Genomic DNA, 17,264 nt, shown 5'->3' with positions numbered 1-17,264 from the left:
AAATGCCCTCCCCGTATGGGGAGGGCTGATATTTTACTTAAAGATTTTTTGTACAAATTCCGCATAGGCCGGACGCCAGACGTCCATTTCATGATTCAGTCCGGGATACAGCTTGTAGTCAAATTTAATGCCCTGCTTTTCCAGCTCCGCTTTCAGCCCGGCGATATCTTTTCCGGTTACCGAATCATGCTCCCCTACCACTACCGTAAAATTATGCAGCTGTCCGTTGATAACATCGGGCTGCTTAAATCTTGCGGCTACGCCCTCGTCAGGTACGGTCGTTGTGGTAACGCCGCTGAAGGTTCCCAGCCAGCCAAAACTGTCCAGGTGATTCATTCCGGAAACCAGCGCCTGATATCCCCCCTGTGACAGGCCCGCCAGCGCGCGGCCCTCCGCCTCTTTACGCACGTTGAAGCGGGTATCAATCAGCGGAACTATCTCGCTCATCAGCTCTCGATCTGCCGCTTTGGCGTTGAGGTGATAAAAGGTTTTGCGTCTTTCGGCAGGCGGGAAGTTCTCAGGAATCGCCTCGGGAATGTCGGTCTCCGTGTCGGGCACGACCACCAGCATAGGTTTGATTTTCCCCTCGGCCATCAGGTTATCCATGATTTGCGGCAGGCGGCCCTGATCGATGGCCGAAAGGCCGGTATCTCCAAACCCATGATAGAAATAGAGAACCGGTAACGGTTCGCCTTTACCGTTATACCCCGGCGGGGTCCAGACATAGACGCGGCGTTCAGCGTTGAGCGCCTGCGAATGCCAGGTCAGGGTGGTCAGATCGCCATGGGGAACCGGACGATCGTCCAGAATGCTGCCGGGGACCAGAATCAGGCTGGTATTGACCTGGCGCTGGGGTTTTGGATAGCGGCTGCCCGTGTCGCTGGAGCGAAAACCGTCAATATCGTAGAAATATTCATACAGGTTCGGAGCCATAGGCTCGCTTTTCCATGACCAGACGCCGTTTTTATCTTTCGTCATATCATGGGAAACCCAGGTTTCCGGCATCGATCCCGTCACCACGGAGACCCGCTTCGCAGCAGGCGCAAACAGGCGAAAGGTAATACTTTTATCCGTATTAACCTGCGTGACATAGTGGCTAACCGGTATCGCCGGATCGGGTGTGGCAGGAAAGGGGGCGGCGTTAACCGGCATTCCAGTACTTATTCCAATACTGATTGCTATAGCCAGGCATGCTAATGATTTTTTCATGTTCCATCCTTTGCTGTTTTTCGTCCCACGTTAGCGCGTTTCGGTCGTCAGGCAATGGATGAAGGTAAATAATGTGATTGCACCAGAAATAATCACGCCAGTAAGTACTGGCGTGATAAGAGGAGGGTATTACTCTTTCGGATCTTTACCCGCCAGCATCTTGTCCAGCTCGTCTCCACCCACATGGCGGAAATCCTGGCCCTTCACGAAGTAGAAGATGTATTCGCAAATGTTCTGGCAACGGTCACCGATACGCTCGATAGAGCGGGCGCAGAACAGCGCGGTCAGTACGCTTGGAATGGTTCGCGTATCTTCCATCATGTAGGTCATCAGCTGGCGCACGATGCCTTCGTACTCCTGGTCGACTTTCTTGTCTTCCCGATAAATACGTACCGCTTCATCCAGATCCATACGCGCAAAGGCATCCAGCACATCATGCAGCATCTGCACGGTGTGACGCCCCAGCGACTCCAGGCTCACCAGCAGCGGCTGGTGTTGCTGGGAGAATTTCTCCAGCGCGGTGCGGCAGATTTTGTCCGCCACGTCGCCAATACGTTCCAGCTCGGCGATAGTTTTGATGATCGCCATCACCAGACGCAGGTCGCTCGCTGTCGGCTGACGCTTGGCGATAATGCGTACGCAGGCTTCATCGATCGCCACTTCCATCATGTTGACATGTTTATCGCCTTCCACCACGCGCTTCGCCAGCTCGCTGTCCTGGTTATGCATTGCGGTGATCGCGTCAGAAAGCTGCTGCTCGACCATTCCGCCCATGGTCATCACCTGGGTGCGGATACTTTCCAGCTCTGCGTTGAACTGGCCGGAAATGTGTTTATTAAGATTGAGATTATCCATTGCGCACTCCTGAATCAGCCGTAGCGTCCGGTGATGTAGTCTTCTGTTTGTTTCTTCGCAGGCTTGGTGAACAGGTCGTCCGTTTTACTGAACTCAATCAACTCGCCCAGGTACATAAATGCTGTGTGGTCGGAACAACGGGCAGCCTGCTGCATATTGTGGGTCACGATCACCACGGTGTAATCCGCCTTCAGCTCGGTGATCAGCTCTTCAATACGCCCGGTGGAGATCGGGTCCAGCGCTGAGCACGGCTCATCCAGCAGCAACACTTCCGGTCGAATGGCGATACCGCGCGCAATGCACAGACGCTGCTGCTGACCACCGGAGAGAGAGTACCCGCTCTGGTGAAGTTTATCTTTGGTTTCGTTCCACAATGCGGCCTTGGTCAAAGCCCACTGCACACGTTCATCCATATCGGCGCGGGAGAGCTTCTCGAACAGGCGCACACCGAAGGCGATGTTGTCATAAATGGACATCGGGAACGGCGTAGGCTTCTGGAACACCATACCCACTTTCGCGCGCAGCAGAGCGATATCCTGGGTATTGGTCAGAATGTTATCGCCATCCAGCAGGATCTCGCCTTCGGCGCGCTGCTCCGGATAGAGCGAATACATTTTATTAAAGGTACGCAGCAGCGTGGACTTACCGCAGCCAGACGGACCGATGAACGCGGTAACCTGGTTTTTAGCAATATCCAGGTTAATGTTCTTCAGGGCATGGAACTTACCGTAGTAGAAGTTCAGGTCACGAACCGAAAGTTTACCCGGAGCAGTATTCACCATACTCATTGACTCATTTCCTCATCCGGCGCCGCAGTGTGCCACGCCGTCAATAATTAACCGTGTTTCTTCTTCGCGAAAATAACGCGCGCCAGAATGTTCAGTAACAGTACGCACAGGGTAATAATCAGTACCCCGGCCCAGGCCAGTGACTGCCATTCGGCAAACGGGCTCATCGCAAATTTAAAGATCGTCACCGGCAGGTTGGCGATCGGCTGCATCATGTCCGTGCTCCAGAACTGGTTTGAGAGCGCGGTAAAGAGCAGCGGTGCCGTTTCACCGGCGATACGGGCAACGGCCAGCAGCACACCTGTCAGGATCCCCGAGATGGAGGCTTTCAGGGTGATGGCAGAAATCATCTTCCACTTTGGCGTACCCAGTGCGTAGGCCGCTTCACGCAGGCTGTCCGGCACCAGTTTCAGCATGTTCTCGGTGGTACGAATAACGATAGGCACCTGCAACAGCGCCAGCGCAATCACACCCGCCCAGCCGGAGAAGTGTTCCATCTGCGCCACCACGATGGTGTAGACGAACAGGCCGACCACAATCGACGGGGCAGAGAGCAGGATGTCGTTGATGAAGCGAATCACTTCTGCAATCCAGGATTTACGGCCATACTCCGCCAGATAGATCCCCGCCATGATGCCGAGCGGCGTACCGAAGACGGTCGCCCACAGGATCAGCAGGCCGCTGCCTGCCAGGGCGTTTGCCAGACCGCCGCCCGCCGTATTCGGTGGTGGGGTCATTTCGGTAAACAACGCCCACGACATGCCGTCGATACCACGCGCCACCGTGGAGAACAGGATCCAGATCAGCCAGAACAGACCAAACGCCATGGTCGCCATGGAGAGCGTCAGGGCGAGGCGGTTTTTCATGCGGCGCTTCGCCTGCATTTTGCGGCGGGATTCCGCCAGCTCCGCGGTATTTTGCATTTCGAGCGTAGCCATTAGCGTGCCCCCTCATTTTTCGCCAGGCGCATGATCATCAGTTTGGAGATCGCCAGAACAATGAAGGTGATAACAAACAGAATTAAGCCCAGTTCCATCAACGCAGCTACGTGCAGGCCCGACTCCGCTTCAGCGAATTCGTTTGCCAGCGCCGAGGTAATGCTGTTACCCGGCATATAGAGCGAGGCGCTGTCGAGCTGGTAGGTATTACCGATGATAAAGGTCACTGCCATGGTTTCACCCAGCGCACGACCCAGACCCAGCATAATGCCGCCGATGACCCCATTTTTGGTGAACGGCAGAACGATACGCCAGATAACTTCCCAGGTGGTGCAGCCGATACCGTAGGCCGACTCTTTCATCATCACCGGGGTCTGTTCGAAGACATCGCGCATGACCGCCGCAATGTACGGAATAATCATGATGGCGAGGATCACGCCTGCCGCCAGGATGCCGATACCGAAAGCCGGACCGGAGAATAGCGCGCCCACAAACGGGATGGCGGAAAGGACGTTACCTACCGGCTCCTGAAAGTAGGTCGCGAACAGCGGAGCGAAGATAAACAGACCCCACATGCCGTAAACGATACTTGGAATGGCCGCCAGCAGTTCAATGGCAATACCCAGCGGGCGTCGCAGCCAGTTTGGCGCCAGTTCGGTCAGGAACAGGGCGATACCGAAGCTCACCGGCACCGCAATCAGCAGCGCGATAAACGAGGTCACCAGCGTGCCGTAGATAGGCACCAGCGCACCGTAGATATCGTTCGGTGCATCCCACTCTTTGGTCCACAGGAAGGAGAAACCAAATTTCTGGATGCTCGGCCAGGAGGAGAAAATCAGGGACACGATAATGCCGCCCAGCAGCAATAGCACAATCAGCGCAGCCAGTTTTACCAGCGCGCTGAAAATCATGTCACCTTTTTTACCCGGAGGGTTAAATGCAGGCTTGGTTGCAGCCATAAATTACTCTTCTGTTTGAGACGTCTTACGAATATGCCCGGTGACGCTTACGCTTGCCGGGCCTACAGTCGGAACCGTAGGGCGGGTTAGCGCCAGCGCTACCCGCCATCTTCGTCAAAAATATCCTGTTAGTACAGCGCTTTACCGCTGCTGTCTTTCACGTTGGTTTTCCATGCAGCACGAATCTGCTCAACCACGCTGTCCGGCAGGCTGGCGTAATCCAGGTCGTTAGCCTGTTTGCCGCCATTTTTGTATGCCCAGTCGAAGAACTTCAGCACTTCAGCACCCTGCTCTGGCTTCTTCTGATCCTTGTGGACCAGGATGAAGGTGGTAGAGGTGATTGGCCATGCATTTTCGCCTTTCTGGTTGGTCAGATCCTGAGCGAAAGATTTGCTCCAGTCAGCGCCTTTGGCTGCGTTAGCAAAGTTCTCTTCGGTCGGGCTGACCGGTTTGCCGTCGGCAGAAACCAGTTTGGTGTACGCCAGGTTGTTCTGCTTGGCGTAAGCGTATTCTACGTAGCCGATGGAGCCAGGCAGACGCTGTACGAACGCGGCGATACCGTCGTTACCTTTACCGCCCAGACCGGTCGGCCAGTTAACGGTAGAGCCGGAACCGACTTTGGATTTCCACTCTTCGTTCACTTTCGCCAGGTAGCTGGTGAAGACGAAGGAGGTACCGGAACCGTCAGCACGACGAACCACAGCGATGTTCTGCGAAGGCAGCTTAACGCCCGGGTTCAGTTTGGTGATGGCTTCGTCATCCCATTTTTTGATTTTGCCGAGGTAGATATCACCCAGGGTTTTGCCATCCAGCACCAGTTCGCCGGACTTCAGGCCAGGGATATTTACCGCCAGCACAACACCACCGATAACGGTTGGGAACTGGAACAGGCCTTCCTGATTCAGTTTCTCATCCGACAGCGGAGCATCAGATGCGCCGAAATCAACGGTATTTGCGGTAATTTGTTTAACGCCACCGGAGGAGCCGATACCCTGGTAGTTCACCTTGTTACCAGTCTCTTTCTGGTAAGTATCAGCCCATTTGGCATACACCGGCGCAGGGAAGGTTGCACCAGCGCCAGTCAGGCTTGCCTCTGCAAATACAGAGAACGCGCTCATCGATAAGGTCGCGGCGACAACAGTTGCGACAGTGGTACGCATAACTTTCATAATGTCTCCTGCAAGATTTTCGTAAATCGTTGTTTAGTGGCTACGATGAGCAAAATAGGACAAAGAGGTGACAGATAAATGTACGAATTATGACAGTTTTATGACAACGAAAATCGCGCAGAAAAACCAGCAAAATAATCTATTATTATCAGGTATTTATATTGAAATATGACAAATTGATTTCAGGTAAATTTTCTTTCTGTGACACTGAAAAAAATAGCCGAAGATGACAGTTTGTCATAGAACGCAGGGTAAAAAAGCAGGCGAAAAAACGCGCAGAAAGGATAAAAAAAAGCTCCACCCGAAGGTGGAGCCTGAGAGGATTACTCTACGGTAACGGACTTCGCCAGGTTACGCGGCTGGTCGACGTCAGTGCCTTTGATCAGCGCAACGTGGTAAGCCAGCAGCTGCAGCGGAACGGTATAGAAGATCGGGGCAATGACCTCTTCCACATGCGGCATCTCGATGATGTGCATGTTGTCGCTGCTGGTAAAGCCGGCATCCTGATCCGCGAAGACATAGAGCACGCCGCCACGGGCGCGGACTTCTTCGATGTTGGACTTCAGTTTTTCCAGCAGTTCGTTGTTCGGTGCCACCACGATAACCGGCATATCCGCATCGATCAGCGCCAGTGGGCCGTGTTTCAGCTCCCCTGCCGCGTAGGCTTCAGCGTGGATATAGGAGATCTCTTTGAGCTTCAGCGCGCCTTCCAGAGCAATCGGATACTGATCGCCACGCCCCAGGAACAGGGAGTGATGCTTGTCGGAGAAATCTTCCGCCAGCGCTTCAATGCGCTTGTCCTGGGAGAGCATTTGCTCAATACGGCTCGGCAGCGCCTGCAGACCGTGCACGATATCGTGCTCAATCGCCGCATCCTGACCTTTCAGACGGGCCAGTTTCGCCACCAGCATCAGCAGGACCGTCAGCTGGGTGGTGAACGCTTTGGTAGAGGCCACGCCGATTTCGGTACCGGCTTTGGTCATCAGCGCCAGATCGGATTCACGCACCAGCGAGGAGCCCGGTACGTTACAGATCGCCAGCGAGCCCAGATAGCCCAGCTCTTTGGAGAGACGCAGCGCCGCCAGGGTATCAGCGGTTTCGCCGGACTGGGACAGGGTGATCATCAGGCTGTTACGACGCACGGCTGATTTGCGATAGCGGAACTCGGAGGCGATCTCCACATCGCACGGCACGCCGGCCAGCGCTTCAAACCAGTAGCGGGAAACCATACCGGAGTTGTAGGAGGTGCCGCAGGCCACGATCTGAATGTGCTCAACTTTTGCCAGCATTTCGTTGGCGTTAGCACCCAGTTCGCTCAAATCCACTTCGCCGTGGCTGATACGCCCGGTCAGGGTGTTTTTGATGGCGTTCGGCTGCTCGTAGATCTCTTTCTGCATGTAGTGACGGTAAGCGCCTTTATCACCCGCGTCGTACTGCAGGTTGGATTCGATATCCTGACGTTTTACCGGCTCGCCAGATTTATCAAAGATTTTGACGTCACGGCGGGTCACTTCTGCAATATCGCCCTCTTCCATGAAGATAAAGCGACGGGTCACCGGCAGCAGCGCGAGCTGATCGGAGGCGATAAAGTTCTCACCCATCCCCAGACCAATCACCATCGGGCTGCCAGAGCGGGCTGCCAGCAGGGTAGACGGGTCGCGGCTGTCCATGATCACGGTGCCGTAGGCGCCGCGCAGCTGTGGGATCGCACGCAGTACGGCCTCACGCAGCGTACCGCCCTGCTTCAGCTCCCAGTGAACCAGGTGGGCAATCACTTCGGTGTCGGTTTCAGAGACGAAGGTGTAACCACGCGCGATAAGTTCTTCACGCAGCGGTTCATGGTTTTCGATGATGCCGTTATGCACCACCACAATGTGTTCAGAGACGTGCGGGTGCGCGTTGCCTTCCGAAGGTTCACCGTGGGTCGCCCAACGGGTATGGGCAATACCTGTGCCACCGTGCAGCGGGTTCTCTTCCGCGGCCTGTGCCAGCATGTTTACTTTACCGAGGCGACGCAGACGGGTCATATTCCCTTCAGCATCAACCACTGCCAGACCGGCAGAGTCATAACCACGGTATTCCAGACGACGTAAACCTTCGAGAAGGATTTCAGCAATATCACGCTGCGCGACTGCGCCAACAATTCCACACATAGTTTTAGATTCCGAATAGAGGCTTTCGCCTGCGTTGTCGCTGACCTGTTATGCCCTTTCCGGGCGCCCCGAGCCTTGTAGAGAGTGGGGTTATATTTATGGGTACTGCTGATGGGCGGGGGATTATGTTATCCCCTCATCCCGAACCCTCTCCCGGAGGGGGAGAGGAAATAATCCGCTTACTTTTTTTTCACCGGGCGTTTCCAGCCCTGCTTGTGCACCTGCGGCACACGGCTTAACACCAGCTCGTTCTCCGCCACATTGCGGGTAACGGTCGTGCCCGCCGCAATGGTGACGCCTTTACCAATCGTCACGGGTGCCACCAGCTGCGAATCCGATCCCACAAACACGTCGTCACCGATAATGGTTTTAAACTTGTTCGCGCCATCGTAGTTACAGGTGATAGTCCCGGCGCCGATATTCACGTTATCGCCAATCTCCGCATCGCCCAGATAGGTCAGATGGCCAGCTTTCGAGCCTTTGCCCAGACGCGCTTTTTTCATTTCGACGAAGTTGCCGACGTGTGCGCCTTCCAGCAGCTCAGCGCCCGGACGCAAACGGGCGAACGGCCCGATAGTGCAGGCGGCGGAGAGATGAGCATCTTCAACCACGCTATAAGGGCTGATTTCGCAGTCGTCACCAATGACGCTGTTTTTGATCACACAACCGGTGCCAATTTTGACGCGGTTACCCAGCGTTACGTTGCCTTCCAGAATAACGTTAGTATCGATTTCGACGTCGCGCCCGTGGCTCAGCACCCCACGCAGATCGAAACGCGCCGGATCGCGCAGCATCACGCCCGCCAGCAGCAGCTTTTCAGCCTGCTCGGACTGATATACGCGCTCCAGACGGGACAGCTGAAGACGGTTGTTCACCCCTTCCACTTCGCTTAAGCGATCCGGATGAACGGCAGCGATCTCGCGGCCTTCCTGATACGCCATCGCGATGATATCGGTGATGTAGAATTCGCCCTGGGCGTTATTGTTGTTCAGCTGTGACAGCCAGCGCTTCATGTCCGCGCCGTTGGCGATCAGAATGCCGGTGTTAATTTCCTGAATTTCACGTTGTGCCTCGGTGGCATCTTTGTGCTCAACGATGCCCGTCACCTTGCCGTTATCACGGGTGATACGGCCATAACCGGTTGGATCATCCAGCTTAACGGTCAGCAGACCGATCCCGCCCTGCGGTTTTGCAGCACGCAGACGGGTCAGCGTCTCAACGGAGATCAACGGCACATCTCCGTAGAGCATCAGGATGTCTTCCTCGTCAGAGAAGAACGGGGAGGCCTGCTGCATGGCGTGGCCGGTGCCCAGCTGTTCTGCCTGCAGAACCCAGTTGAGTTTGTCATCGCGTAGCGTCTGCTTCAGCAGATCGCCGCCGTGACCGTAGACCAGATGCACCTGGCTGGCGCCAAGATCGTTAGCGGCATCAATGACATGCTGCACCATCGCTTTCCCTGCAAGGGTGTGCAGCACTTTAGGAAGATCGGAATACATGCGGGTGCCTTTGCCTGCGGCAAGGATGACCACGCTCATTGCAGTGTTCAACATACACGTCCTGACTGTAATTTGAGTGAAAAGTAAAACCCTTTGGCGTTGAAAATTCTACATATTTTGCGCCAAAAAATGGAGTGACGGTAAAACGCACAACGTTGCCTGTTTCGGGCAAATTAACGGTCCTTTTTACCGCAGATTAAAGGGCTTTGCCTGTGAAATATAGCGCCCTTTAGCGAACTCTCCAGCCCTCCCAACATGTTAGCTATTTTTTCGCTCTATTAATAAAGCCTGTTATAAGCAAAACACTGTTTTAATTATCTGAATGTGTGACACACAAAAAAGAAACACTGTTTTATTCTGATGATAATAGCGCTCAATTATTACTCAGGAGAATAAGATGAAGTCTAAAATACCTCTGGCCCTGATGATGTGTAGCGCCTTTTCCGCTATGGCAACAGAACAACCTCATGTCTGGAAAGCCATTGCCTTTGGGCAATCAACGGATCTGAATTTTTCCTCCAACGTGCTGCCCGAGAAAATCGGCGTCAATGATGTGACCATCGACGGGAAAAAGCTCTCGCCCCAGGAGAGCGCTGACCTGACAAAAGCCATCACCCTGGAAAGCCGGGGCGGCAAAATCGCCAACTCTCACGACGGCTTAACGTTTTTCTATACCGAGCTGCCGACGGGAGAAAATTTCGTTTTGCAGGCCACTGTCCGGGTCGACCAGTTTGGGCCGGAGAATGGCGCGAAACCTGCCGCGCAGGAGGGCGCCGGACTGCTGGTGCGCGATGTCCTCGGCAACCCGCGCCAGCAACCGCTAAAAACGGGTTATGAAGAGTTTCCGGCGGCATCGAATCAGGTGATGAACGCCATCATGACCCAGGATAAAAAAGACCATCAGCGGGTAAAAATGCAGGCTATCACCCGGGAGGGGATCAGCCATCCCTGGGGTGATGCCGGAGCCGCCATTAAAAAGCAGAGTTATATGGAAGAGGTGGATCTGAGCCAGACGCCGGAATTTCGCCTGAAACTCCAGCGCACCGACGACGGCTTTATTACCGCCTGGGCCCCGCTGGACAGCGACACCTGGGTGAGCAAGCGCGTGCCGCGCGCTGACCTGATTTCGGTACAGAATAAGGACCACTATTACGTCGGCTTTTTTGCCTCCCGCAATGCCAAAATTACGGTCACTAACGCCTCGCTCACCACCACCAGCGCCCATACCGTGCCTTCGGAGCCCTGGCAGGCAGAGCCACTGCCGGTCGTGGTGCAGCTGGCGTCCGGTACGGTCAGCGCTTCGCCAGATTACCTGCTGCAGGCGCGCGCTAATGAGGACGGGGTATTTAGCGTAAGACAAAACGAAGTGGTGATCGGTAATGAGAAAGCGGTGAAAGCAGGCGAGATGTACACCCTGCCAGCCCGCCTGGAGCAGACCAGCACTTTCACGGTGACATTTACGCCTGCTCATGGCACACCAGTGAATCAGCAGCTCACCGTCGAACGCATTGCAGACAGAGATACGACGCACCTGTATGCCGCTCCGGACGGAAAAGCGGATGCACAAGGCACCGCCGATGCGCCACTGGATCTCGCCACCGCCATCGCCCTGCTGGCGCCCGGCGGCAAGCTGGTGCTGAAAAGCGGCGATTACCCGCAGAGTGAGATCCCCGTCGCTGCCAGCGGCAGCAGCGATAAACTCAAAACCCTGCAGGCAGACGGTAAAGTGGTGATCCACGGCCTGCTGCTTGATGCCAGCTACTGGCATATCAACGGTATCGACGTGACCGACAAAAGTCTGCGCGTTCAGGGCAGCCATAACCTGATCGAGCGCGTCACGGCCTACCGCAATGACGATACCGGGATCCAGATCTCCTCCCCGGAGAAGATTGGCCGGCCATTATGGGCAAGCTATAACCGGGTTGTGGATTCTGAATCTTACGCCAATGAAGATCCCGGCAAGATTAACGCCGATGGCTTCGCGGTGAAAATGCGGGTGGGGGAAGGTAACCGGCTGGAGCGTTGCTATTCCCACGACAATATCGACGACGGTTTTGACCTGTTCAACAAGATTGAAGATGGCGCAAACGGCGTGGTCGTGATCGAGAACTCGGTTGCCAGCAACAATACCAGTAACGGCTTTAAGCTCGGCGGAGAAGGGCAGCCTGTGGCGCATCAGATCCGCAACAGCAAAGCCACGGGCAATCACCTGGACGGCTTCACCGATAACTTTAACCCCGGCAGGCTGGTGGTGGAGAACAATATCGCGGTGGATAACCAGCGCTTTAACTATATCTTCCGTCCAAGCCCGTATGGCGATGTGACCACTCAGGGAACCTTTACCGGCAACGTATCGATCCGTAATCAGCCAGGCGAGTACGACGATGCGGTGACAGGAAACATTGATAACACGAACTACTTTATCAAGAAGGGTAAAAGCGTGAACAGTGAAGGGAAGGAACTGGATAAAACGCAGGTAAAAATGTAGGTACCAGGGAGGCGCTTCGCTTATCACACTACGGTAAGCGTGGCGCCACCCGGCATATCAGCACTTAGTGGTTGAACGTACCGAAAGAGACGTTCATGTTGCTGAAAAGGGCGATGATTTTGTTGATCGTTTTCATGATGGCATCCTGATATTTTTGGAGTTCAGTTATGTGATATTCATCACAAAACGAAGTCTACTCCTGACTATTCTGCCGATCAATCTTTTTGTGATCTAAATCACAAAATAATAAAACATCGTTTTAGTTTCAGACTTTCTGAAACGGAACTATAAAAAAAGCCAGTCTGAAGACCAGACTGGCTTTTGTGCTTTCAAGCCGGTGTTACATCGCTTTTTTGGTCAACTCGATAACGCGCAGTTTCGCGATCGCTTTGGCCAGCTCTGCAGACGCCTGAGCGTAATCCACGTCGCCATGAGAGCTCTTAATGTGCTCTTCTGCTTTACGCTTCGATTCCAGAGCTCGTGCTTCGTCGAGATCCTGGCCACGAATTGCGGTATCAGCCAGTACGGTCACGCTACCAGGCTGCACTTCAATAATGCCGCCAGACAGATAGATAAACTCTTCATGACCGAACTGTTTAACGATGCGGATCATACCAGGCTTAATGGCGGTGAGCAGCGGGGCGTGACCCGGGAAAATACCCAGTTCACCTTCGCTACCCGTTACCTGGATTTTCTCGACCAGACCAGAGAACATTTGTTGCTCTGCGCTGACGACGTCCAGGTGGTAAGTCATTGCCATATCACCCTCCGATTAAGGCGTTAAAGTTTTTTGGCTTTTTCCACGGCTTCGTCGATGGAACCCACCATATAGAACGCCTGCTCCGGCAGGTGATCGTATTCGCCTTCCATGATGCCTTTAAAGCCACGGATGGTGTCTTTCAGCGCAACGTATTTGCCCGGAGAACCGGTAAATACTTCTGCTACGAAGAACGGCTGGGACAGGAAGCGCTGGATCTTACGCGCACGTGCTACCACCAGTTTGTCTTCTTCAGACAGTTCATCCATACCCAGGATGGCGATGATGTCTTTCAGTTCCTGATAACGCTGCAGCAGGGACTGTACGCCACGCGCGGTGTCGTAGTGTTCCTGACCCACTACCAGTGGATCCAGCTGACGGCTGGTGGAGTCCAGCGGGTCAACGGCCGGGTAGATACCCAGAGACGCGATCTGACGGCTCAGTACCACGGTTGCGTCTAAGTGCGCAAAGGTGGTTGCTGGGGATGGGTCAGTCAAGTCATCCGCAGGTACGTATACCGCCTGAACGGAGGTAATAGAACCGGTTTTGGTAGAGGTGATACGTTCCTGCAGAACACCCATCTCTTCCGCCAGGGTCGGCTGGTAGCCTACCGCTGATGGCATACGACCCAGCAGTGCGGATACTTCCGTACCGGCCAGGGTGTAACGGTAGATGTTGTCGACGAACAGCAGTACGTCACGACCTTCGTCACGGAATTTCTCAGCCATGGTCAGACCGGTCAGCGCAACGCGCAGACGGTTTCCAGGTGGCTCGTTCATCTGGCCGTAAACCAGGGATACTTTATCCAGAACGTTGGAGTCGGTCATTTCGTGGTAGAAGTCGTTACCCTCACGAGTACGCTCACCTACGCCCGCAAACACGGAGTAACCGGAGTGCTCGATCGCGATGTTACGGATCAGCTCCATCATGTTTACGGTTTTACCTACACCCGCACCACCGAACAGACCAACTTTACCGCCCTTCGCAAACGGACACATCAGGTCGATAACTTTGATGCCGGTTTCCAGCAGTTCCTGAGAGCTGGACAGCTCTTCATAGGAAGGTGCTGCGCGGTGGATAGCCCAACGCTCTTCTTCGCCGATATCGCCTTTCATGTCGATCGGCTGACCCAGGACGTTCATGATACGACCCAGGGTTGCTTTACCTACTGGTACTTCAATTGGGTGCTCGAGGTCTTTTACTTCCAGACCACGACGCAGACCGTCGGAAGAACCCATGGCGATGGTACGCACGATACCGCCACCGAGCTGCTGCTGAACTTCCAGCACCAGATTTTCGTTACCATTCTGAACCTCAAGAGCATCGTACACGCGCGGTACGGCATCCTGAGGGAATTCGACGTCAACTACGGCGCCGATTACCTGGACAATCTTTCCAGTAGCCATCTTGAATCCTCTACGTAATTCGTAAACCTGGTTAAACCGCGGCGGCCCCCGAGACGATCTCGGTGAGTTCCTGAGTAATGCTGGCCTGACGAGCTTTGTTGTATACCAACTGCAGCTCTTTGATCAGGCTGCCACCATTATCGGTAGCGGCTTTCATCGCCACCATACGTGCGGCCTGCTCGCTAGCCAGGTTTTCTACCACGCCCTGATAAACCTGAGATTCAACATAACGACGCAGCAAGGTATCCAGCAGCGGTTTTGGATCCGGTTCATACAGGTAATCCCAGGCTTTATGTTTTAACTCTTCATCTTCTGATGCCGGTAACGGCAGCAGCTGAGTGAGGGTCGGAACCTGGGACATGGTGTTAATAAATTTGTTATTTACAACGTACAGCCTGTCCAGACGGCCTTCATCATAGGCCTGCAACATCACTTTAACCGGACCGATCAGTTCGGACAGGGACGGGTTATCACCCATACCGGTCACCTGGGCGACAATATTGCCGCCTACGGAATTGAAGAAAGAGACGCCCTTAGAGCCGATCATCGCGATATCGCTTTGAACGCCTTTATCGGACCATGCTTTCATATCCGCCAGCAGCTTTTTGAACAGGTTAATGTTCAAGCCGCCGCACAAACCACGGTCGGTAGACACCACCAGGTAGCCCACGCGCTTAACATCGCGTTCTTCCAGGTAAGGGTGCTTATATTCCAGATTACCGCTCGCAAGGTGACCAATCACTTTGCGCATGGTATCTGCATAAGGACGGCTGGCCGCCATACGTTCCTGCGATTTACGCATTTTGGAAGCGGCGACCATCTCCATCGCTTTAGTGATCTTTTGCGTGTTCTGGACGCTTGCGATCTTACTACGTATCTCTTTTGCGCCGGCCATGAGCTTCTCCTCAATGCCTTGCGGTCTGCCCTAAGACAGACCGCCAGACGTTACCAGGACTGGGTTGCTTTGAAGGAATCGAGCAGGCTCTTCAGCTTGCCTTCGATTTCGTCGTTATAGCCACCGGACTGGTTGATCTCTTGCATCAGTGGAGCATGGTCACGGTCAGCGTAAGCCAGCAGTGCGGCTTCAAAGCTACCGATTTTCGCCAGTTCTACATCCCCCAGATAACCACGTTCTGCTGCGAACAGTACCAGGCCCTGCTGTGCGACTGACATAGGGGCATACTGTTTCTGTTTCAGCAGCTCGGTCACTTTCTGACCGTGGTCAAGCTGTTTACGGGTTGCATCGTCAAGATCGGATGCAAACTGGGAGAACGCTGCCAGTTCACGATACTGTGCCAGTGCGGTACGGATACCACCGGACAGTTTCTTGATGATCTTGGTCTGCGCTGCACCACCTACACGGGATACGGAGATACCCGGGTTAACCGCCGGACGAATACCGGAGTTAAACAGGTTGGTTTCCAGGAAGATCTGACCATCGGTAATGGAGATTACGTTGGTCGGAACGAACGCAGAAACGTCACCCGCCTGGGTTTCGATGATCGGCAGAGCGGTCAGAGAACCGGTTTTGCCTTTCACTTCACCTTTGGTGAAGTTCTCAACGTATTCCGCGTTAACGCGGGATGCACGCTCCAGCAGACGGGAGTGCAGATAGAATACGTCGCCCGGGAATGCTTCACGTCCAGGTGGACGACGGAGCAGCAGGGAAACCTGACGGTAAGCCACAGCCTGTTTAGACAGGTCATCGTATACGATCAGTGCATCTTCACCGCGGTCACGGAAGTATTCGCCCATTGCGCAACCGGCATACGGTGCCAGGTATTGCAGTGCAGCAGATTCAGAAGCGGTCGCCACAACAACGATGGTGTTGGACAGCGCGCCGTGCTCTTCCAGTTTACGAACCACGTTAGAGATGGTGGACGCTTTCTGGCCGATAGCCACGTACACACATTTGATGCCGGAGTCGCGCTGGTTGATGATCGCATCGATTGCCATCGCGGTTTTACCGGTCTGACGGTCACCGATGATCAGCTCACGCTGGCCACGGCCGATTGGGATCATGGCGTCAACGGATTTATAACCGGTCTGCACCGGCTGGTCGACGGACTGACGATCGATTACGCCCGGTGCGATAACTTCGATTGGCGAGAAGCCATCGTGCTCAACCGGACCTTTACCGTCGATTGGCGCACCCAGGGTGTTCACCACGCGACCCAGCAGGCCGCGGCCAACTGGAACTTCAAGAATACGGCCAGTACACTTAACCTTCATGCCTTCGGCGAGGTCAGCGTAAGGACCCATCACAACTGCACCTACGGAGTCGCGCTCCAGGTTCAGTGCGATAGCGTAACGGTTACCCGGCAGGGAGATCATTTCACCCTGCATACAATCGGCCAGGCCGTGGATGCGGATAACACCGTCGCTTACAGAAACAATAGTACCTTCGTTGTGAGCTTCACTCACAACACTGAACTGAGCAATGCGCTGCTTGATCAGTTCGCTGATTTCGGTGGAATTCAGTTGCATGCTCCAGTCCCCTTAAGACTGCAAGACGTCTGCAAGGCGCTCAAGACGGCCGCGTACGCTGCCATCAATGACCATATCACCCGCACGGATGATTACGCCTGCCATTACAGACTTATCGATATTGCAATTCAGCTTCACTTTGCGTGACAGACGTTTTTCCATCGCGGCGGTGATTTTCGCAAGCTGTTCGTTACTCAGTTCAGTCGCAGAAGTTACTTGAACTTCAACAGTGGCTTCACTGAGGGCACGCAGGTGCTCAAACTGCTCGAGAACATCCGGGAGCGCTTTAAGACGACCATTTTCTGCCATTACCCGAATCAGGTTCTGGCCGTTGGCGTCCAGCTGCTCACCGCAAATGGCGATGAACGAATCGGCGAGCGTTTCAGGCGCCAGGGCGCCAGAAAGCATCTCAGCCATATGTTCGTTTTTCGTTACCTCAGCGGCAAACGCCAGCATGTTCTGCCAGCGATCGACATTTTGGTGTTCGATAGCAAAGTCAAAAGCTGCTTTGGCGTAGGGGCGAGCTACCGTAACAAATTCAGACATCAGCCCCTCCCTC

Annotated in this window: 14 protein-coding genes; 1 reads left to right on the top strand and 13 read right to left on the bottom strand. The window is 54.3% G+C overall.

Annotated elements, in window-relative coordinates:
* Positions 1-33: 33 nt before the first annotated feature.
* The 8 genes from DVA44_RS23700 to glmU all read right to left on the bottom strand — a co-directional run bounded on the left by DVA44_RS23700 (position 34) and on the right by glmU (position 9,621).
* On the bottom strand, positions 34-1,152 hold the full coding sequence (locus DVA44_RS23700; protein ID WP_371413877.1) for an esterase: 1,119 nt from the start codon (positions 1,150-1,152) through the stop codon (positions 34-36).
* 186 nt (positions 1,153-1,338) lie between these two features.
* On the bottom strand, positions 1,339-2,064 hold the full coding sequence (gene phoU, locus DVA44_RS23695) for a phosphate signaling complex protein PhoU (RefSeq protein WP_103177617.1): 726 nt from the start codon (positions 2,062-2,064) through the stop codon (positions 1,339-1,341).
* Between the two features lie 14 nt (positions 2,065-2,078).
* Positions 2,079-2,852 carry a phosphate ABC transporter ATP-binding protein PstB gene (gene pstB, locus DVA44_RS23690; RefSeq protein ID WP_103177616.1) on the bottom strand — a complete coding sequence of 258 codons (774 nt, stop codon included), beginning with the start codon at positions 2,850-2,852 and terminating at the stop codon, positions 2,079-2,081.
* Between the two features lie 47 nt (positions 2,853-2,899).
* Positions 2,900-3,790, bottom strand: coding sequence for a phosphate ABC transporter permease PstA (pstA, locus tag DVA44_RS23685; RefSeq protein WP_103177615.1), 891 nt, complete (start codon positions 3,788-3,790; stop codon positions 2,900-2,902).
* Positions 3,790-4,749: a phosphate ABC transporter permease PstC gene (gene pstC, locus DVA44_RS23680; protein WP_103177614.1), complete on the bottom strand. Its 960-nt coding sequence runs from the start codon at positions 4,747-4,749 to the stop codon at positions 3,790-3,792. Before pstC ends, pstA begins: the two co-directional genes overlap by 1 nt.
* A gap of 128 nt (positions 4,750-4,877) precedes the next feature.
* Positions 4,878-5,918 (bottom strand): phosphate ABC transporter substrate-binding protein PstS, encoded by a 1,041-nt coding sequence (gene pstS, locus DVA44_RS23675; RefSeq protein WP_114316326.1) that lies wholly within the window; start codon positions 5,916-5,918, stop codon positions 4,878-4,880.
* 323 nt (positions 5,919-6,241) lie between these two features.
* Positions 6,242-8,071 carry a glutamine--fructose-6-phosphate transaminase (isomerizing) gene (gene glmS, locus DVA44_RS23670; RefSeq protein ID WP_114388345.1) on the bottom strand — a complete coding sequence of 610 codons (1,830 nt, stop codon included), beginning with the start codon at positions 8,069-8,071 and terminating at the stop codon, positions 6,242-6,244.
* Positions 8,072-8,250: 179 nt separating this feature from the next.
* Positions 8,251-9,621 carry a bifunctional UDP-N-acetylglucosamine diphosphorylase/glucosamine-1-phosphate N-acetyltransferase GlmU gene (gene glmU, locus DVA44_RS23665; RefSeq protein ID WP_114388344.1) on the bottom strand — a complete coding sequence of 457 codons (1,371 nt, stop codon included), beginning with the start codon at positions 9,619-9,621 and terminating at the stop codon, positions 8,251-8,253.
* Between the two features lie 343 nt (positions 9,622-9,964).
* Between glmU and DVA44_RS23660 the strand changes: the two genes are divergently transcribed.
* A complete protein-coding gene (locus DVA44_RS23660; RefSeq protein ID WP_114388343.1) occupies positions 9,965-12,055 on the top strand; it encodes a right-handed parallel beta-helix repeat-containing protein in 2,091 nt (696 codons plus the stop codon).
* 340 nt (positions 12,056-12,395) lie between these two features.
* On the opposite strand, the gene DVA44_RS23655 is transcribed toward DVA44_RS23660, so the two are convergent.
* From DVA44_RS23655 to atpH, 5 genes are read right to left on the bottom strand one after another with little or no spacing between them, the layout of a single operon-like run.
* Positions 12,396-12,815: a F0F1 ATP synthase subunit epsilon gene (locus DVA44_RS23655; RefSeq protein WP_039032217.1), complete on the bottom strand. Its 420-nt coding sequence runs from the start codon at positions 12,813-12,815 to the stop codon at positions 12,396-12,398.
* Between the two features lie 20 nt (positions 12,816-12,835).
* Positions 12,836-14,218, bottom strand: coding sequence for a F0F1 ATP synthase subunit beta (gene atpD, locus DVA44_RS23650; RefSeq protein ID WP_103824235.1), 1,383 nt, complete (start codon positions 14,216-14,218; stop codon positions 12,836-12,838).
* A 31-nt stretch (positions 14,219-14,249) separates the two neighbouring features.
* Entirely contained in the window at positions 14,250-15,113 is an 864-nt protein-coding gene (gene atpG, locus DVA44_RS23645; protein WP_103824234.1) for a F0F1 ATP synthase subunit gamma, read from the bottom strand.
* A 50-nt stretch (positions 15,114-15,163) separates the two neighbouring features.
* A complete protein-coding gene (gene atpA / locus DVA44_RS23640; protein WP_103177607.1) occupies positions 15,164-16,705 on the bottom strand; it encodes a F0F1 ATP synthase subunit alpha in 1,542 nt (513 codons plus the stop codon).
* A 12-nt stretch (positions 16,706-16,717) separates the two neighbouring features.
* On the bottom strand, positions 16,718-17,251 hold the full coding sequence (atpH, locus tag DVA44_RS23635) for a F0F1 ATP synthase subunit delta (RefSeq protein ID WP_103824232.1): 534 nt from the start codon (positions 17,249-17,251) through the stop codon (positions 16,718-16,720).
* Positions 17,252-17,264 lie beyond the last annotated feature (13 nt).

The organism is Leclercia sp. W17 (assembly GCF_003336325.1).
In the GTDB taxonomy this organism is placed as follows: domain Bacteria; phylum Pseudomonadota; class Gammaproteobacteria; order Enterobacterales; family Enterobacteriaceae; genus Enterobacter.
Note: the sequence above shows the minus strand (reverse complement) of the source record. Positions and strands in the feature narration are given on the sequence as shown.